Here is a 19,440-nt window from a genome sequence, read left to right as displayed (position 1 = left end):
ATGTTCCCCGCCCTCGCGGGGATGAACCGTGAAAAATGCCTATTTAAGATGCGCTTGGCCAATGTTCCCCGCCCTCGCGGGGATGAACCGAGCGTCCTCGGCCGCATTCAGACGCCCTTGATATGTTCCCCGCCCTCGCGGGGATGAACCGCCGAGATTGGTAGTGTGGAGAGTTATAAATGAATGTTCCCCGCCCTCGCGGGGATGAACCGCAGAACGGCAGAAGCGGGAAGAGGCGGTAGCAATTGGTAACTTTCAGAGGAAGGTTAGGCATAAAAACAACTAAAATTTATCGTTATTAAAAAAAACAACAAAATAATGAGTTGATTTTTGCACCAGATTTGACATGCTCCCTGCATGACGATGAAGCCCTTCTCTTATCTGCCGATTATGATGCGGACAGGCCAACGCGATGCCCTTCTCATTGGGGGGGGGCAGGTGGCGGTGCAGAAGATGCGCTTGCTTAAAGGGCGGTGCCGGCGGCTTCATATTTGGGCGGAGAGCGTGCATCCTGAGCTAGAGGCTCTCATTGCGCAGGGGCAGGCGGTGTTTCGTCAAGGGCGTGTTGAGGAGCAAGCCCTGCGAGAGATATTGCCGGAGATGGCTGTAGTCTTTGCCGCTACGGATGATGAGGCTGTTAATGAGATGGTGTCGCGGCAGGCTCATGCGTTGCGTGTGCCTGTATGCGTGGTGGATAATCAAGAGCTTTCCAGCTTTATTACCCCGGCGTTGGTGGATCGCTCCCCCGTGCAAGTGGCGATTACCACGGGGGGAGCCTCTCCCGTTTTAGCGCGCCGGGTGCGGCAGATGGTCGAGGCTATGCTCCCGGCTAGAGTGGGTGAGGCCGCACGGTTTATGCAGCAACAGCGCGGTTGGCTGAAGGCTCGCCTCCCGCATGTGAAGCAGCGGCAACGTGTGTGGGAATCCTTTGTGGATGGCCCTGCTTATGAGGCCGCTTTGGCGGGGGAGGAGGCTTCAGCCCGTCATCAGCTAGAGCAGCTTGTCGAGGCAGCGGAGGGAGTCGCCACGCGCCCGCAAGGGGAGGTGTGGCTTGTGGGGGCTGGGCCGGGGAATCCCGATTGGTTGACCCTTGCCGCCCTCCGTTTGATGCAAAATGCTGATAGTGTTTTATATGATAACCTCGTGGCTCCAGAGGTTCTGGACCGCGTGCGGCGGGATGCGGAGCGTGTGTATGTTGGCAAAAAGCGTAGCTATCATACGCTGCCGCAACGTGATATAGAATCCGAGCTTTTGCGCCGTGCCCAGCGGGGGGAACGCGTCCTACGGTTAAAAGGAGGGGACCCGTTTGTTTTTGGCCGTGGGGGTGAGGAGATGGAGAGTTTGCTCGCCGCGCATGTGCCGGTGCGGGTTGTCCCTGGCATTACGGCGGCGAATGGTTGTGCGGTAGCGGCGGGGATTCCGCTCACACATCGGGATTGTGCCCAAAGCTGCATTATGGTGACGGGTCATGCGCGCGCAGATGGTACGTTAAATCTGCATTGGCCCAGCCTTGCCCGTAAGGGGCAAACGGTGGTGATTTATATGGGGTTAAGCTCTATAGGGGAGCTATGCCAGCAAATGCAGGGGCATGGTCTGCCCGCCCATTGGCCTGTTGCGGTGATTTATCGTGGCTCCTGCCCGGATCAACGATGCGTCAAGGGTACGTTGGGCACAATTACCGCGCTTGTGCAGCAGCAGGGGTTGGAAAGCCCAGTCTTAATTATTGTGGGGGAAGTGGTGCATCATCGTGGTGCGGTGGAGCCGCCGGCTGCTTCCAGTGAGAGCACATCAAAGGAGCGTGCGTGATGAAACGTCTATCCCGCCCGGGAGAGGGGGAAGTCCTATTGCTGACGGCAAATCGTTTGCTGGATGGCCGTATTGTTTGGCTTGGCGAGGGAGAGCATTGGCGTGAATCCATTGCTGAGGCAAAACGCTTTAGCTATGAGGAGGCAGGCCCTGCCTTAGAGCGTGCTTTGGCCGCAGCGGCGCAAAAAGAGGTTGTGGCGATTTATGAAGTTGTCGCCCATGACACACAGCCGCCAGAGCCTGTAACAGCACGCGAAGTGATTCGTGCCCACGGGCCGAGTGTTCACCCTGATTTTTCGTATGACGATGCCCTAGCGCGGACCCCAGCGCAGGAGAAGGAGCGTGCGCAATGACTCAATCTAACTCACATTCTGTTGGGCATTATCAATATGAGGAGCGGGACCGGGCCTTTCTTCAAGAGCGGATTAATGAGTTTGAAGGCCAAGTGCGCCGCCGTCTTGCTGGCGAATTAAGCGAGGAGGAGTTTAAGCCGTTCCGTTTGATGAATGGCGTTTATCTTCAGCTTCATGCCTATATGTTACGCGTGGCGATTCCGTATGGTGTGTTAGATAGCCGCCAGCTGCATAAGCTTGCTGATGTTGCTGCGAAATATGACCGCAATTACGGCCATTTCACCACCCGGCAGAATATTCAGTTTAATTGGATTGCGTTGAAGGATATGCCAGCCATCCTGCGGGAATTGGCCGAGGTGGATATGCACGCCATCCAAACAAGTGGTAATTGCATCCGTAATGTCACCTCTGATGAGTTCGCTGGGGCGGCTAAGGATGAGCTGATGGACCCGCGCATTCATGCTGAGATTGTGCGGCAATGGTCCACTTTGCATCCTGAGTTCACCTTCCTGCCCCGTAAGTTTAAAATCGCGATTTCTGGTAGCCCAGAGGACCGTGTAGCGGCGCGCTTTCATGATATTGGCTTGCTGGCACGCCCTAGCGAACATGGCCCGCTCTTTCGCCTTTTTGTGGGGGGTGGTTTAGGGCGGACGCCCGTTGTTGGGCAGGAATTGTTCGATTCCGTGAGGGAAGAAGACCTCATCGCCACGCTAGAGGCGGTGTTGCGCGTTTATAATGCGTTTGGTCGGCGAGATAATCTCTATAAAGCGCGTATCAAGATTTTGGTGCAGACCATTGGGTTAGAGGCTTTCCGCAAAGCTGTGGAGGAGGAGCTTAGCCGCATGGACCGTGCGGCTTACCGCCTGACGCCGGAGCATGTTGCACAGATTCGGGCGCGTTTTGCTGTGCCGGACCTTCAAGCCCCAGCGGATGCGGCCTCTCTCTTTGAGCAGCATAAGCAGGCAGACCCAGCCTTTGCCCGCTGGGTGGCAAGCAATACGCACCCTCATCATCATGACAGCTATATTTGTGCGGTTGTTTCTCTCAAAACGCCGGGGGCTATCCCCGGTGATGTAACGGCAGAGCAAATGCACGGTCTGGCAGATTTATCCGCTCGTTATGCCTTTGGGGAAGTGCGGGTGACGCATTTGCAGAATCTGGTGTTTGGTCATGTGCGTAAAGACCAGCTTTATGATGTGTGGGAGGGCTTGCAGAAGCTTGACCTTGCCGCGCCGAATGTTGGGCTGATTAGCGATATTGTGAGCTGCCCCGGTTTGGATTATTGCAATCTGGCCAATGCGCGCTCCCTCCCCTTGGCGCAGAAATTGGGAGCCCGTTTTGGGGATGCAGCGTTGCAGGCTGAGATTGGGGCGTTGAGCATCCATATGTCGGGCTGCATTAATGCGTGCGGGCATCATCATGTGGGTAATATCGGCCTTTTGGGTGTTGATAAGCGCGGGGCTGAGACGTACCAGATTCTCCTTGGGGGGGATGGGGGAGAGAATGCCGCCATTGGTGGGATTTTAGGCCCTTCCTTTGCAGAGGATGAAGCCGTAGAGGCCGTAGCGCGGATTGTGGAGTTCTATCTCGCACAGCGGCAGAAGGGGGAAAGCTTCGCTGCTATGCTGAAGCGGTGCGGGCTGAGGGCCTTTAAGGAGGTGGCTTATGAAACTGTTTAATCTCAGCGGGCGTAAGACGTTAGAGGAAGCCTCCCCTGTGGCTTTTGCAGATTGGAAGGACGCTCCCCACGGTACAGCTATCTCTCTGCCTCAGGATGTCGAGGTGGAGGATTTACGCTCTCATCTCAACGAGCTGACCTTGATTGTGTTGGAGTTCCCCATCTTCCGGGATGGGCGGGCTTTTACACAAGCGCGCTCTCTGCGGGAATATGAGGGGTATAAAGGGGAGATCCGGGCCTCTGGTCATCTTTTGCCAGACCAAGCGATTCACCTTAAACGCTGCGGGTTTGATAGTGTGGCCTTACCAGAGGAAGCCAATACGCAGGATTGGGACGAGCAGTTGAGCCGTTATCAGTTTTATTATCAGAATACTGCTGTTAGTTCCGCCTGAAGGGGCCATAAAAGAATCGTTGGAACGGCTTTACAGAATAAACAAGCCGGAAGGGATGTGATGTCCCCTCCGGCTTGTTTGTATCAGGGGTGTTGTTTTAGAACTCTGCCTTAACAGAGCCAAAGAACTGGCGGGGCGCACCAAGTAGGATGGATTGGTTATTGTAAGCGGCCCCCTCTTTATTATCCATGGTGAAGCCATTTTGTCCCATAGTGGAGGCGTATTTTTGGTTTGCTAGATTATAGATGTTAAAAGAGAAGATAAGCTTCCGTACGGCGGTGGGGTTACGCATTCCAAAATGGGTTAAGTCCCATGAATAGATAAGCCCGAAATTGGCCAGCCAATAGCTTGGCAATTTATAATCACCAACATAATCATAGCTGCGTTTGCCATAATATTGGGTATCGATATAGGCTTGTAGATGCTGCCATTCGTAAGAGAGGCGGGCCTTGTACATAAAGCGAGGATAAGCAACGACTTGCCGTCCTTTTGTGGCATAAAGTGTGCCGCCGCTGCGTATATTTTGGTCATAAGCCGCTTTATCGTAGCTAACGCTATTAAATAAGGCGAGGCCGGGTAGTGGTGTGATGGTAATGGCACCATCCACGCCATTCATGGTTACACCCCCTACATTTTGTACAGTGGACGTATTGTTGGTGAGGATGGACCCAGCCCCCGCACTGCCTAGAATCTGCTGCAAGCGGTTATGGAAGTTAGTGCGGTATAGATAGAGGCTGCTTTGGATGAGATGGTCGGTGTAGCGGTAACCTCCGGTGAAGGTCCATGCGGTTTCTGGCTTTAGGCTGTCTTTTGTGGCGTTATACGCTAGTTGAGACACTGCAAAGGGGGAGTTGCTGGAGTTATAGCCCGACTGGCTGTAGGCATGGGCATTTTCCGAAATATCAAAGAATAATTCATGATGATGGAGAAAATGCCAATCCCCGCTAATATGGGGGAGGAAGGCTTTGGCCGTTGTTAAGCTTTCAGCATTGGCCAGAGCGGGAAAGCGAGGCCCCCAGTTGGTGGCATGGCCTACACGGGTTGTATTGAGGATGGACTTAAAGCCAAAATGCAGCGCAACGGATTTAATGGGATGGTAGGTGTCCTGCACATAAGCCGTGAAGCTATTAGTGTTGCAACGCTGGCCCCAAAGGGTTCGGCTAGGGACGTTTTTAAAGCTTCCAAAGGGGTTTAGAGGCGTGCCGTCTGGGCTGTTGGGTTGTTGGTAGGCATAAGCGTAGGAATCATATTGGTTATTCTCGTACCAAAACCCTGTAGAAAGCTCATGCTGCTTTAAATGGTACTCAAAGGAGGTTACCCGCCAAAACGTTCGATGGAAGGATGGCGCACCTGCTCGAAGATAGGTCCGCCATTAAGCTGCACTGTATCGACACCATTTTGATACGCATAGGGGCTGGCATATGTGCCGTGCCCGGTTTCGCTATGGCCATAGAGGCTGCTTTTCCATGTTAAGTGGTCTGTAAGGGCGAGGTCTGCTTTAACCCCGCCGAAAAAGTCGGAGGAGCTAGCGGTACTATCGTAATAAGAGACGTCCTTAGGGTCTGTCAGCCCATTATAGGCAGCAGGATACCGCCCTTGTGCCGCATGATAAGCCTGTGCCCATGCGCCGGGCCGTCCGTAGAAATTATCTAATCGAGACCCGGCTTGATCCAGCCAGCTAGGGGCGTAATCCTGATAATTCACCATCTGGAGGGCATCCCAGTTAAAGAAGGCGGAGAGCTGGCTTCTCTCCCCAATCGGTTGGACGAGCTTAGCATTGACCTGTTGCATAAACTGGTCCCCACCGCCCTTCCATTTATCGCCCTGATTGCGCATGTATGAGACGTAGAACTTTGTACCACTCTCATTTAACGTACCGGAATCAAAACGGAAGAAGGAATGGAATAGCGCATTACTCCCAAAGGTCTGTGCGATGGTCCCGCCTAATTTATCCTTCGGATTGCTGGAGATGTAATTCAGGCTTCCCCCCCAGATTATTGGTGCTAGCTGTGCTTTCTGCCCCGGCACTTTGGGTGACCTCTAGCCGCTCCACATTTTCGGAAGAAATGGCCTGTAAAGGGTTCAGCCCGTTATAGTTACGGAAGGTTGGCTCACCAAGGGGCAGGCCATCTAGCGTCATGCCGATTTCACTTTGAACAAAGCCGTGCATGTAAAGTTGGGTAGAGTAGGTATCAATGCCTTGCGGGTCATCGGATTGGAATTGAACCCCCGGTAATTGAGCAAGGGTGCGTAATGGGTTGGTACCGGGCACTTGTTGTTCTAGCTGCTTATGGCCCAATACAAGCTGTGTCCCTTGCGTTAAATGGCGGGTATGGACGGATAGCGTCTCATACCCACCAGAGAGGCTTTTGCGCGCCAGACGCTGTGTATGAGCGCGTGTTTTAAGGGGCTGCGGGGTGTTTATTAGATGTTTTTTTGTTGTGGCATGGTGGGAAGGGGTTTGTGCCGCAACAGGCACAATAAAGGGTACGGACAAGCCCGTTAGGCCGCCCATAGGAGATGGCGTGGTTTCATGATGATTATCCAGTAAGGGGCTGGGACGAGGCGAGCGAGGGGGCTAGGCCGATAGCTCGCCTTAATTAGCTATGCGCAGAAAATGGATTAGGCCTTACCGCAGACATCGTTGAGAGAGGGCTAAGAGGCTGATGATGCTCAGCACGAGAATGACCGCTAAGGAGAGCAATGCATCTCCCCGTGCAGCGGGTAGAATGAGAAGAATAGCCCCTAAAATGGGGATGAGCAGGATTAATCCACGCGCCACGGGCATGGCTGTGGCTGTTTGTGATTGTCGGCCCCACAGCCAATAAGCAATGGCGATGATGAAATAGATAAAGAGGATCAACCCACCTGATGAGCCAAGTAGGACGGGGTAGAGTGTTTCTGGCGAGCCAATGGCCGAGGCAATGACGAGCAACTCCAACAAAGTTGTGAGCCGTAATGACCAGAGCGGTACATGGCGAGCGGTCTCAAGGGTTAGCTTTTGCGGGGCTAAGCGCAGGCTTGCGAGTTCCTTTAGTGTACGAGAGACAACATAAACCGCCGAGTTTAAGCAAGAGAGAACAGCTACAAGCGTTACCGCAATCGCGGCATAGCGCGCCAAGGGGACCTTGAGATATTCCAACACGCTGAGGAAGGGTGATTGCCCGACATGCACGTCACTCCACGGCAGAAGGGCGATAATGACCAAAACCGACCCAGCGTAGAAGAACAGCACTTGCAAAGGTAGCCGCCGCATAGTCCGTGCAATAGCGCGTAGGGGGCGATCACTATCGGTTGCGGCAATGATGGCAATTTCGCAGCCGGTGAAGGTCTGTATAATCATGGGCACAGCCCCGATGACAGCCCATCCCCCTTTAGGGAAGACCCCACCATGAGCAGTAATGTTCTGGAAGGCTATCGCAAAGGGATGGCCCGAAAGGGCTAGCCATCCTAAGCCAAGGGCAATAAACCCACCTAGAAAGAGTAGCTTAAAAATGGAAAGGCCTGTCTCTGCTTGTCCATAATGGCGGAGTGAAAGACGGTTAATAGACCAAGCGATGGCTACAAGGACGAGCGCACCCCATAAAGGGGCAATATGAGCCAGCCGCCCGATAATCATACCCCCGGCCACAGCTTGCGCTCCAGCGGTCACAGCCCAGAGGAAAGCATAGCTCCAACCTGTAATAAAGGCGGTGCGTGAGCCGATATGGGTGGCAATATGGGTAATAAAGGACCCTTGCCCGCGTGCGGTAATGGCTAAGCCGCCCAAAAGACGCATCACCAGCCAGACCACTAACCCTGCCGCAAGGTAGGAGAGCAGCACTGCAGGTCCTGCCGCAGCGATGGTGGCAGAGGTGCCGACAAATAGCCCCGCCCCGATGATCCCACCAATAGAGATCATCGCGACATGGATGCCTTTAAAACGGCTTTGGCTAGCACTAGCTGGTGATGGTGCGGGGGGGTGGGCCATCGGGCTTTAACCTTCCTGATGTCCGGGGCCAAAGGGACGTTCCCCGATGATGGTAACGCGGTTCATGATGCGCCGGGCAGGGAGATAGTCATTTACGGCATAATGCTGCGTAATGCGATTATCCCAAAACGCGACATCGCCTTCTTCCCACCGCCAACGGACGGAGAACTCCGGTTTTGTGGCATGACGGGTGAGATAAGCCAAGAGGGATGCACTCTCCTCGGGGTCAACATCATTGATTTCTGTTGTAAAGCCCTCATTAACAAATAGAGCTTTTTTCCCTGTCTCTGGGTGGATGCGGACAACAGGATGGGTCACTGGGGGATAAGCATCGCGCGTTTCGGCCCATTTTTTCCGTTCCGCTTCTGTCCGTCCATAACGGGAGACGGGGAAAGAGCGGAGGAAGTCATGCTGGGCGGTGAGGGGGTCGATCCGCTGTTTTAACCCTTCAGAAAGCGCATCATAAGCGGCAGTGCCACTGGCCCAAATTGTATCACCACCGCCTGTCTCCGGTAAGAGACGGCTTGTGAGGACAGCACCTAAAGGTGGGTTTTGCTGGAAGGTAACATCAGCATGCCAGAGGGCATTATCGCGTAGGTCGTTCTTGGCTGTGTCCAGCACAATGGCCTCAGGTACATCGGGCACAGTCGGGAAGATAGGATGGAGATGAAGCTTGCCAAAATTACGGGCAAAGTCTCGCTGTTGAGCTGGGCTAATGGTCTGCTTACGGAAAAAGAGAACCTCATAGCGTAATAATAGCTGATGAAGGGTGTCTTTTTGCTCTGCGGAGAGCGGTTTGGAAATATCGATCCCCTCGATAATCGCCCCGATGGCAGGGCTGAGGGGAGTCGCTTTAATATCCGCATTAGCGGGTGAGGGAAAGGATGGGGCGAAGGCAGCGGCAGTAGATACCATGATGAGCACTCCTAAAAAGCGACTATGTATCGTTATTAAATAAAACAACGATTCATATGTACATAATTATATAAATAATCATTTTGAAAAGTGAAAATTAGCAAAAAAGCGATTATTTTTTATAGCTTATTGTTTTATAAGGATTAATTAAGGGTAAGACGCGAGGGATTTTGTCCGATTCGGAGGGAGGGAGTCATTTAAAAACTTTTTAAAGAACTATTATTAGTCGTGTTAATTGCCTTTTGAGGGTAGCCATAGCTAATTGCTCTAATCGGTTTGCTCTATAGGCATGGAAGATATGCAGCTTAGGGTGAGGGTGTCCATTAAGGGCTGAAAATGGCGGCTTATGGCTCTGCTCACCCTCTAAAACCAGTGCGATGAGCCAAAGTACGGGTGTTATTTTGATGTAAGTTCAGATGGTTTTATGCAAAGACGGTTATGTGACACAGACCCTTTATCTGAGGAGATGACAGATGGGACGGATTTCTGGAAAGATCGCATTAGTCACCGGTGGTGGTAGCGGCATCGGTAAAGGCATCGCCGTACTTTTGGCTAAAGAAGGGGCCAAGGTCATCGTTGCGGACCTCAACCCAAAGGGTGGTGAAGAGGTCGTAGAAGAGATTCGCAAAGCTGGTGGCAAAGCATGCTTCTTACCGCTGAACGTGGCGAAAGAAGATGAGTGGAAAAAGACGATGGCCGCCATCAAAGAGCATGATGGCCGTCTGGATATTGTCGTCAATAACGCTGGTATCGCTTTTGATGGTACGATTGAGAGCACCTCTTTGGAGGAATGGCGGCGTGTGCAGTCCATCAATTTGGATGGTGTCTTCCTCGGTGTGAAATATGCCGTTGCTGCGATGCGTGAGCTGAATGGTGGGGATGGCGGGTCCATCGTCAATATGTGCTCCAGCTCGGCTCTGGTAGGGATTCCCAACCTCGCTGCTTATGGCTCCTCCAAGGGTGGGGTGAAGATGCTGACCAAGTCCGCTGCGCTGCATTGTGCGCGTAAGGGCTATAAGATCCGCGTCAATAACGTCTGCCCCGGCTACATCCAAACACCGCTGGTTGATGAACTGACCCGCACAGATAAAGCTGCTTATCAGCATCTTGTGGATATTCACCCTGTCGGTCATCTGGGTACGCCAGAAGATGTGGCTTATGGTGTGCTGTATCTGGCCTCTGATGAATCCAAATTCGTCACCGCTACCGAGCTGGTGATTGATGGTGGTTACACCTCCGAGTGAGGTAAAGCGCGCTTACGATGCGTTACTAAAAAGGCCTGCTCCCTTGGGGGCAGGCCTTTCCTTTTAGGTAGATTGCCTCTTAGGCAGGCTCGTCTTACAAGCCAGAAAAGAGAGCGGTTGAGAGGTAGCGTTCAGCAAAGTCAGGAATGACGGCAACAATGGTTTTGCCTGCCCATTCATCTTGTTTGGCAAGCTCCATCGCCGCAAAGAGGGACGCCCCGGAGGAAATACCAATAGGTAGCCCTTCTACCTTGGCGCAGAGGCGCGCTGTGGTAAGAGCGTCATGCTCAGCAACAGGGATGACTTTATCAATAGCGCGGATGTCCAATGTCTCAGGCTTAAAGCCCGGTCCAAGGCCCTGAATCCCATGCGGGCCGGGGTCATCCCCATTAAGGACAGCACTTTCAGAAGGTTCCAACCCGAAGACTTTAAGCCCTTCTTTGCGTGGTTTAAGGGCATGGGCAATCCCAGAGGCTGTCCCGCCTGTGCCTAACCCGGCTACGATGGCATCAACCTGCCCTGCTGTATCAGTCCAAATCTCCTCAGCGGTGGTTTTTTCATGCACGCGTGGATTGGCAGGGTTTGTAAACTGGCTTGGCATCCACGCATCTTTAGTCTGTTTGAGGATTTCTTCTGCTTTGTTGATGGCCCCTTTCATCCCTTGTTGAGCGGGGGTTAGTTCCAACGTGACACCGAGGAGCGCCATCATTTTACGCCGCTCTAGCGAGGCACTTTCGGGCATCGTGACGATGAGCTTATAGCCCATAGAGGCCGCGGCAAAGGCTAAGCCAATCCCTGTATTGCCAGAGGTTGGCTCAACAAGGACGGATTTGCCCGGTGTGATGAGGCCCTTTTCTTGCGCATCACGCAGCATTGCCACGCCGATACGATCTTTAACGGAGGCAAGCGGGTTAAAGAACTCTAATTTGAGTAACACATGAGCTTTAAGATGCTCTTGTTTGGTAAGATGGGGAATGGCCACAAGCGGTGTGCCGCCCACGACTTCCAAAAATGAAGGATAAACCTGCCCACGCGGTGCTGCAAAGGCTGTTTTGGAGAGTGGAAAAGGAACAGAAGTGGAGGATGACCCTGACATGTGCGGTACTCCTTGTCAGATGGAAAGGTGGCCTTAAAAGACCGGCCTTCAATATTTATAGCTCTACCTTAACCGATTGTAAGGGCAATACGCAAAGAAAGGCGGTTAAAATTATAATTCCCTTTTTTCTATCGTAAAATGCGGTAAAATGGGAGACGCAGCTCTGCTTATGAGGATGATATTATGTACTTAAAGACAGACCGTATCCTAACAGCTTTGTCCATCATGTTGGATGTCGCCTTTTATGCGGGGCGGTCTGGTGTGGCGAGCGGGGCTGATATTGCACAGCGTAGCGGGCTTTTGCGACGGGGAATCGAGCCTGTTTTACAGGCACTCTCACGGGCAGGCTTATTAGATAGCATACGTGGCCCCAAAGGGGGCTATCGGCTAGGGCGTTCACCTCGTGTTGTGAACTTGCATGAGATTGCCAGTGCCGTAGGGGCGTACGATTCGTCTTGCTTCCCGGTAGAGCAGGATAATCCTTTAAGGACACTTGTGATGAAGCCTTTATGGGAAGAGTTAAATGATGGCATAAAAGGCAAGTTAGGCAATATTACGTTAGCAGATTTGCTACAACAAGCAGAACGCTTAGGGTTGGAGCGTCCGCGGCAGATTCCTATCTCATTCACTATTTAAAAAAATAGTTTTTTAGAAATAAACAATAAAAAAATATTTTTTTTACTTTGCTATACAACAAGGCGTAATCCTTCTCATCTCGATAATTTACTTATCCAATACACAACCAAAAGGATGTTTTATTTTCCATTACTTTTGGATAGAAAAACATTAAAAAATTATATCCTTTTTTCATTCTTGTAATAAAAAAATTATTTTTGATTAATCTATATTGATATAGCGTTAATTCTTGGTTACCTTAGCGTAAGGTTTTTATCTGTAACGATACGAGTCTTTGAGAGCCCATTTCAGTGGGTCTGGTTCTTGGGCGCGGGGAGGAAATATGCGCAACAAACTCTTGTTTACAGCGGCATTGTTCTGCGTAGAAATGACGCCGTTCGGGCGTATTTATACGCCTGCCCGTGCAGCTGATGCTTATGATGCTGCTGTAACGGGTCTTGATGATTCTGGTGTGACGGGTGTTTATAACGCTAATGGCGACCTTTCCGGTAGCACCGATCATCCGACAGATGCTGTCGCCTCGCAGATTTTAGAGCGCGAGAAAGCAAGCCTGCCAACGGGTCCTAATGGGGTCAAAAGTGGCTTCTTTGGGCAAGGCACGGCTTACGTTACAGATACAACAAATAACAAAAAGTTGCCGTTCGTTCAGGCGTCTTCTGGGATGATGGTTGGTGCGGGTTCTGACCCAGCATCAACACAGAAGAATAATATTGTGACTCTGGATAAGACTATTAATTATGATGGTTATACTCTTGTCCGGGGTAATGGGAGTTTGGTCCTTCAGAATGGGGGGACAATCAACTCGCAAGGTGTGACAGAGGTTGGCTATTTGGCCAAAGATGCGGCTCACATGATTGTGGACCGTAACAGTGCCTTACATATGAATGGTGATGTAGCGGGCGCAACGCCGAATACCATCATTGGCTCTTTGATCGTTGGTAATAATGACCCAACACCTGATACGACTGGGACGATTACTAGCTCGGGCAATAGTGAGCTTATTGTCCAAAATGGTGGTGCTGTTACGGCGCGTACTGTTTCCGTCACGAACTATGTCGGTGGGAATGGTGGCGTTATTTACGTCACGGGTGATGGGTCTCAGCTTGTTGCTGGTGATGGTGGCCTCACAATCAATAGCGGCAAAGGTGTTGTCCTTGTCGATCGTAGTGGTGTGATTGAGAGTAAGGGTGTTATCTCCTTCGGTGATGCTCAGCTCGTTAGCACGACTGATGGGGCGCAAAATGGTAATAACGGCACCACGAATGACGTTTACGATACTGTACGTGGCAACTTGATTGTTGGGCGGCGCGGTACTCTTATTGCTGGGGATAGTGAGGTTGCATTAACCAACACTATGCCTGATGGCAGCACAGATAATGGCCTGACAGGGCATCAGCAGGTCGTTTATAATTATGGTCGCACGGATGGCATTACGCAGAATTATGGCCAGAATGCTATCGTCTCCAATGTTGATTATCCTCAGAGCACACAATTCTCCATCATAGATGGTACATTGGCAAACCGGACGGATGCTGGCTCTGATGGGAAGGGTGTTGACCCACTCCATACGGATATGAATATTGGCATCGCTGGTACAGCTACCTTTAATGCCACAAATGCCGCTGTTAATGCCTCCACGCCGTTAGATCCAATTAGTGGTAAGCAGGATGCAACGGGTATTACTGTTGCTGGTGATATTGCCAACTATAAAGATGTGTCTGGCAACAGCTATACGGGGAGCTTGAATAAAACAGGCTCTGGGACATTGACCCTGCTGGGGAATAATACTTACACCGGCACAACAACTGTCCAAGATGGTACATTGCAGTTGGGTGGTATTGTTGGGTCTTCCACACCATCCACGCCGTATGATCAACGTTTGGCTGCGCGTACATTGGAGCATAATACTCAAGGTTCGGCTGCGTCCTATAAGGGCAGTCAGGCCTATAATAATGCTCTGCAAGATGCATATAATCAGGCCGGTAAGATTGATCCTTCTAGCGCGATTACTATCGGCAAAACGGGTACGGTCAATCTTGCTTGGGCTACAAATACGCTGGCTGATACACCTAATAATCCTAACCATTCGCCCAATAGTGCAGCGCGTGAAAATTATCGCGTTATCTCCAATAATATTTCCGGGCAAGGTCAGCTTCTGCGTGATGCGACAGACGGGGTTATTGGTGAGTCCGTAAATGTCTTAGACCAGGCAAATAGTGTTACTCATCTGACGGGTCAGGTTAATTTGACTCATGTTGATGGTAGCCCTGAGACGGCCCTTCTACTGCGGAAGGGGAACCTCGCGGTTGACTCCTATGCAGGTAAAACAGGTGCTATCAATATTACCGGTGGGGGTAATGTTGTCATCGGGAGCGATCTTGGTGGTCAGAAAGATTACACCAACGATAAAGCTGCACGGGGTGACGATAATAACCGGTTTATCCTACAAAATGGTGGTAGCTTAACCACCGATGGTAATATGGTCATCGCTGATAAGGCCGCTGGTGTTGGTAATGTTATCGTCACTGGTAAAAATGTGACGGGTGATTTGCCCTCTGGCCAAGGTGATACAGGGGCAACATCTAGTCTGACCTTGAAGAATACCGGCAATACAGGCAACCTTGTTGTGGGTAATGCTGGGACTGGCTTCTTAACGGTAGGTGAGCGCGGGACGGTTGCCGTTGGCGGTAACCTGACACTTGGTAAAGAGGCAGGCTCTTACGGTGTCTTGACCGTTGGTAATGGGATTTACGGGAACCACAATACGGATGTGGTGTCTCGTGTAGATCTTACCGGCACGGGCAGCACTGGTAACTTGGTTGTCGGTGGTCAAGGTTATGGTAACGTAAGCTTGCAGAGCGGTGGCGAGATTTCAGCTTATAGCGTTAGTGTTGGTGGTACACCGGGCAGCACGGTTGGCGTTGGGGCTATTCCGCCGGGCTTGGCAACGGATGCTAATGCATTGGATGGTGGTCAGCTCCTCAATATCGGCAAGGGTGGCTTGACGATTGGTGAAGATAAGCAGGATGCGACTCTGTATGCTGTTGGGGTGACCCATGGTGGGACCATCAACAGTGAAGGTCAGGTCCGCATTACGCGGGATGGCTTCTTGAAAGTTGGTGATGGTGATGCTTCCTTCGCCACGGTCAAGAAGGGCACGTTGATTGCTGGTGATGTTGGAGGCAATCCGGGTATTGTCAGCACATCCACTCAGGCCAATGCGTTCACGTTGTTTGGTAACGGTGTTATCCAGAATCGTCAGGGCTCTGACCTGCACATCGCGTCTGACATTTATCTCTCTGATGGGCATTATGCGACAGATGTTCGGCGTGGGACGTTCGACACTAACGGTCAGAATACCTACATCATGGGTAATTTGTTAGATCGTGGCCAAGGTGGGCTTGTCAAAACAGGTGCAGGTACCCTCTATATTAATGGGCACCAGAATAACTACACGGGTCAGACAGTCATTGATCAGGGCGCATTGGCTCTGGGGACAGATGATGGCGTGGCCTCTGATGTGAATCTGTCTTCTTCTGCAGGGTTGAGCGTTGGTGACGGCGGCAAGCTTACAGGTAATACGAAGCAGGACGTGAATGATTATGGTGCGGCTCCTGTAACGACTGTTGCCGGTGGTGGTACGCTTGAGGCGAACTGGGGTCATTCTACCGGTACGTTGAATATCGGTGCGCTGAATCACACAGGTACCGCCCTGACGATGAATGGCACTGATGGCCATCAGTCCATCTTGTCTGTCGGTGCGGGGACAACCGCAACGAATAATCGCATCGTCTTGCAGAATGCGACAGCTTATACGCCAAATGCGAGCGCGGGGGATCTCACTCTGCGTGATGGTGATGCGACAACGACCCCGACGGGCAAGACGGTTAGCGGGAGCTTTAGGCAGCTTACCAGTGGTGAGATCCACGTTAATGGTGATGCGGCTCTTAATAGCGCAACGCTCAATGTTCAGCGGACGGGCGATGGCCGGATTTTTGCTGGTGATGCGTATCGTATCTTAACAGCAACCGGTAAAGTGACAGCAAATCATGATAACGCCTTGACGGGGAACCTAGGGACAGGCTCGCTGTTCGTCGCGCCTTACACCGTGTTCGAGGATCATGCTGTTGATATTATCTACGATCGTAGTGATGTCTCCTTCAGCAGTGTGGCCAACACCCGTAACGAAGCGGCTGTTGGCCATGGGTTGGATAGCCTGCCGAGTAGTAGTGATGTTGTGAGAGCCGTTTCTGGTGTGATGACGGCTCAAGAAGCACGTCGGGCTATGAATAACCTCTCTGGTGAAATTCATGCGTCTGCCCGTACGGCTCTTATCCAGGATAGCTACCTGCTAGAGCAGGCTGTGCTGGATAGGCTGGCAGATGCTGGTTGCCATGATGGTGATTATGTCTCCTCTCAAGGGCGGTATGACTTCTATACACGGCGCAAGGAATCCCGTTGCTATCGTGATCATGCTGTCATGTGGGGTCAGGCTTATGGGAGCATGGGGCATAATGGCGGCGGCGGTAGTGTCGATGCCTTGCACCATCAGACCGCAGGCTTTGTTATGGGGGCGGATGCTCCGGTGGCCAATCGCTGGCGTGTTGGTGGCATGATTTCCTACGGGCATTCCATGTTCAACACAAACAGAGCGAGCAATTCCTCTGGTAACAGCAATAACATCAGCATTGGTGCCTATGCTGGGTCTCATTGGGGGCGGTTCAACTTGAAGTTGGGCGCGTTCTACACATGGAACTTGATGAATACGCGCCGCCATGTTGATGTGCTTGGCTTTGGTGGGCGCCAGACAAGCCATTATCGTGATGGTACGGCACGCGCCTTTACGGAGCTGAGCTATAAGATGAATGTCGGCAAGCTCCAGTTTGAGCCGTTTGTCGAGGGGGCTTATGTAAACCAATATGCGGGTAGCTTCCACGAACATGGGGCGGCGGCTCTTTACAGCCACTCCGGGAACCGCAGCGTTGGCTTTACGACCTTCGGCTTCCGTACGGGTCAGGACTTCCGGATTGGTGATTTGCGGATGCATGCCCATGTCATGGCCGCTTACCGGCGGGCTTATGGCTCCTTGGGGTCTAGCCGTGGGCAGCGTTTCCTCGATGGTGGGGATAATATGAACATCACTGGTGTGCTGCTCTCCCGTGATGCTGCTGTGACGAAGGCTGGTGTCTCCGCTAAGCTGACGAATCGGATTGACCTTGACCTGTCCTATATCGGGCAATACGGGAACCACTCTATTGATAGTGGGGCCACAGGGTCTATTAAGGTTGCCTTCTAATGAGAAAGCCCCCGGGGTTTATCCGGGGGCGCTTTTAGAAAGTTCTTATGTAAAAGGACGGATCACCATCTCGGTGATCCGTTTTTTTATGTCTTTATGGATTGGGTAAAGCGGCGTGGTAGATAAGTGTACCTGCTAAAGTCAGCATGATGAGGGCTGTTAACCCGTCTAATATGCGCCATGAAAGAGGGTTGCTGAATATAGGTTTTAGTATGGCGGCACCATAGCCAAGTAGGGGAAACCAAACGAAACTTGCCATTATGGCCCCTAGCCCAAAATAAGGACGACTGGCCTCTGGTTGGGTTAAGCTGACAGAGCCCATAAGGAGTACTGTATCTAAGTATAAATGGGGGTTGAGCAGCGTAAAGCCGCAGGTCATCATCATAACCTTTTTAAGGCTTTGGGGCGGTTGGTCCTCTAGGGTAAGGTGGTTGTGGCTCATCATATGGCGTAGGGCTTGTAGCCCCTGCCAGAGCAGAAAAGCAGCGCCTCCGTAGGTCAGAGCTGTTGTAAGATACGGGACGGTTTGCACAACATGTCCAACCCCTAGGACAGAAAGGGTAATCATCACCGCATCCACCCCAGCACAGAGCAGGATGATAGGCAGGATATGCTCTCGTTTTAGGCCCTGCCGTAGGATGAAAACATTTTGGGCGCCGATGGCGATGATAGCCGAAGCTCCCAAACAAAAACCAGTGAAGACGGGTGTGAAGATTGTATGCATCATTAAAGGGAGTGGTTGGTGGTGGAGCCGTGCGTAGTTATTTATGCAGGGCGTAAACATTTTTATTAAAGTCCAGATGAGTGCTTAAAGCGTTTTGCAAGCCCGAAGATTACTGTAAAAGCGCGGAAGGGAATCATAACCCGCCATGAAGGGGCAAAATTTCCCGCTAAGAGGGCAATGATAGCATCGCGCATTCTAAGAGGTTTGTTTTTAGGGCGAATGAAGAAATAGCGTAACAGCGGGTCATTGATGCGATAGACGAGCCAGCTAATCAGTTGCATTTCTTGGCGTGTTTGACGCTCAGCCTTACGGGCGGCTTTGCGGCCCCATTGGGGGCTAAGTAACCATTGGGAGGCAACATGAGCCCCACGGAGGGCCCCTTTCATGGCTAGCATGACGCCGGAGGAAAAGACGGGGTCCAAAAAGCCGAACGCATCTCCAATGATGAAATAACGCTCCCCCCATGCTTTGTCGCCTTTATAGGAATAATTGCCCGTGGTGGAGAGGGGGGCGAGGGCTTCGGCTTTGGCCATACGGGCTTGTACGCTAGGGCTTGCTTGCACATGCTTCCAGAAGAGTGCGTCGAGAGAGCCACCATGATGTTTAAAGCTTTCATGGTCGCCTACAAAACCAACACTCATGACATCATCTGGCAGGGGGATCATCCAAAACCAACCGCCCTGGACAAGATGGACGGAGATATAGCCCTCCATCCCTTCGCCTTCAGCGCGTGGGACATTGCGGAAATGGCTGAAGATTGCCGCTTTATTATTGCGAAGGTCGCTATATTTCTGCCCATGTTGGCGGAGCATGAGCGTATCTCTCCCAGAGGCATCAAGGAGAAAACGAGGGGCAAAGAGGCGCATCTCGCCCGTTTCCGTTCTGGCTTCGATTAAAAGGGTTGCGGTGGATGTGAAAGATACTTTTGTAACGCGTGTTTTCTCTAGCGTTGTGGCCCCAGCTTTTGCGGCATGGCGAAAGAGTATTTCATCAAATTCAGCCCGTCGAACCTGGAAGGCATGGTCCGCTTGTGCATCAATGGCGTAACGAAAAGGGAAGGACATGCGCCCCTCTCCTGTGTCGGTAACAAATTCTGCACCAGGTTTGTACACGCCTATAGCGGCAACATCGTCCAAGACGCCCAGCTCTTTTAGAATGGGTATATTGCAGGCGAGCAAGGATTCCCCAATGTGAAAGCGGGGATGTTGCTCTTTTTCTATTATAACGACATCAAGTCCTTGTCGTGCCAAGGTGATTGCCGCTGTGCTGCCTGCTGGCCCACCACCGATAATGAGAACATCACAAGGAAGGGGAGAGTTGTTGGTCATAA

Annotated in this window: 14 protein-coding genes, 1 pseudogene and 1 CRISPR repeat array (1 of these 16 only partly in view); of the genes and pseudogenes, 7 read left to right on the top strand and 8 right to left on the bottom strand. The window is 51.7% G+C overall.

The window, feature by feature from the left end; translation table 11 throughout:
• A CRISPR array of direct repeats spans positions 1–212; the repeat unit is 29 nt; unit sequence ATGTTCCCCGCCCTCGCGGGGATGAACCG (it extends 2,623 nt beyond the left edge of the window).
• 145 nt (positions 213–357) lie between these two features.
• From cysG to NQF89_RS01065, 4 genes are read left to right on the top strand one after another with little or no spacing between them, the layout of a single operon-like run.
• Entirely contained in the window at positions 358–1,806 is a 1,449-nt protein-coding gene (gene cysG / locus NQF89_RS01080; protein WP_266137301.1) for a siroheme synthase CysG, read from the top strand.
• A complete protein-coding gene (locus NQF89_RS01075) occupies positions 1,806–2,159 on the top strand; it encodes a DUF2849 domain-containing protein (protein WP_155579724.1) in 354 nt (117 codons plus the stop codon). Before cysG ends, NQF89_RS01075 begins: the two co-directional genes overlap by 1 nt.
• Positions 2,156–3,838: a nitrite/sulfite reductase gene (locus NQF89_RS01070; RefSeq protein ID WP_266137300.1), complete on the top strand. Its 1,683-nt coding sequence runs from the start codon at positions 2,156–2,158 to the stop codon at positions 3,836–3,838. Before NQF89_RS01075 ends, NQF89_RS01070 begins: the two co-directional genes overlap by 4 nt.
• Positions 3,825–4,229, top strand: coding sequence for a DUF934 domain-containing protein (locus tag NQF89_RS01065; protein WP_155572590.1), 405 nt, complete (start codon positions 3,825–3,827; stop codon positions 4,227–4,229). The genes NQF89_RS01070 and NQF89_RS01065 overlap by 14 nt, the downstream gene beginning before the upstream one ends.
• 97 nt (positions 4,230–4,326) lie before the next feature.
• On the opposite strand, the pseudogene NQF89_RS01060 reads toward NQF89_RS01065, so the two are convergent.
• From NQF89_RS01060 to tauD, 5 genes and pseudogenes are all read right to left on the bottom strand, one after another.
• A pseudogene (locus tag NQF89_RS01060) lies at positions 4,327–5,484 on the bottom strand (TonB-dependent receptor domain-containing protein); the annotation flags it as partial.
• Positions 5,485–5,543: 59 nt separating this feature from the next.
• Positions 5,544–6,257: a TonB-dependent receptor gene (locus NQF89_RS01055; protein ID WP_230880560.1), complete on the bottom strand. Its 714-nt coding sequence runs from the start codon at positions 6,255–6,257 to the stop codon at positions 5,544–5,546.
• On the bottom strand, positions 6,178–6,726 hold the full coding sequence (locus NQF89_RS01050; protein ID WP_266137299.1) for a Plug domain-containing protein: 549 nt from the start codon (positions 6,724–6,726) through the stop codon (positions 6,178–6,180). The genes NQF89_RS01055 and NQF89_RS01050 overlap by 80 nt, the downstream gene beginning before the upstream one ends.
• Positions 6,727–6,858: 132 nt before the next feature.
• Entirely contained in the window at positions 6,859–8,199 is a 1,341-nt protein-coding gene (locus NQF89_RS01045; protein ID WP_155579722.1) for an amino acid permease, read from the bottom strand.
• Between the two features lie 6 nt (positions 8,200–8,205).
• Positions 8,206–9,114 (bottom strand): taurine dioxygenase, encoded by a 909-nt coding sequence (tauD, locus tag NQF89_RS01040; protein WP_155572592.1) that lies wholly within the window; start codon positions 9,112–9,114, stop codon positions 8,206–8,208.
• Positions 9,115–9,587: 473 nt separating this feature from the next.
• Here tauD and NQF89_RS01035 point away from each other — a divergent pair, with 473 nt between their 5' ends.
• Positions 9,588–10,358: a glucose 1-dehydrogenase gene (locus NQF89_RS01035; RefSeq protein ID WP_155572593.1), complete on the top strand. Its 771-nt coding sequence runs from the start codon at positions 9,588–9,590 to the stop codon at positions 10,356–10,358.
• Positions 10,359–10,452: 94 nt separating this feature from the next.
• On the opposite strand, the gene cysK is transcribed toward NQF89_RS01035, so the two are convergent.
• Positions 10,453–11,454: a cysteine synthase A gene (gene cysK, locus NQF89_RS01030; protein ID WP_266137298.1), complete on the bottom strand. Its 1,002-nt coding sequence runs from the start codon at positions 11,452–11,454 to the stop codon at positions 10,453–10,455.
• A gap of 183 nt (positions 11,455–11,637) precedes the next feature.
• Between cysK and NQF89_RS01025 the strand changes: the two genes are divergently transcribed.
• The gene (locus tag NQF89_RS01025; RefSeq protein ID WP_155572595.1) at positions 11,638–12,090 is read left to right on the top strand and encodes an RrF2 family transcriptional regulator; all 453 of its coding nucleotides are present in this window, start codon (positions 11,638–11,640) and stop codon (positions 12,088–12,090) included.
• 322 nt (positions 12,091–12,412) lie between these two features.
• A complete protein-coding gene (locus NQF89_RS01020; protein WP_266137297.1) occupies positions 12,413–17,386 on the top strand; it encodes an autotransporter domain-containing protein in 4,974 nt (1,657 codons plus the stop codon).
• Between the two features lie 94 nt (positions 17,387–17,480).
• Here NQF89_RS01020 and NQF89_RS01015 read toward each other — a convergent pair whose 3' ends face one another.
• Both NQF89_RS01015 and NQF89_RS01010 read right to left on the bottom strand, forming a co-directional pair.
• Entirely contained in the window at positions 17,481–18,113 is a 633-nt protein-coding gene (locus tag NQF89_RS01015; RefSeq protein WP_266137296.1) for a LysE/ArgO family amino acid transporter, read from the bottom strand.
• Between the two features lie 62 nt (positions 18,114–18,175).
• Positions 18,176–19,438, bottom strand: coding sequence for an NAD(P)/FAD-dependent oxidoreductase (locus NQF89_RS01010; protein ID WP_266137295.1), 1,263 nt, complete (start codon positions 19,436–19,438; stop codon positions 18,176–18,178).
• Between the last annotated feature and the right edge of the window lie 2 nt (positions 19,439–19,440).

The sequence above is a fragment of the Bombella pollinis genome (genome assembly GCF_026385485.1).
Classification (GTDB): domain Bacteria; phylum Pseudomonadota; class Alphaproteobacteria; order Acetobacterales; family Acetobacteraceae; genus Bombella; species Bombella pollinis.
This window is presented reverse-complemented; position numbering and strand designations above follow the sequence as displayed.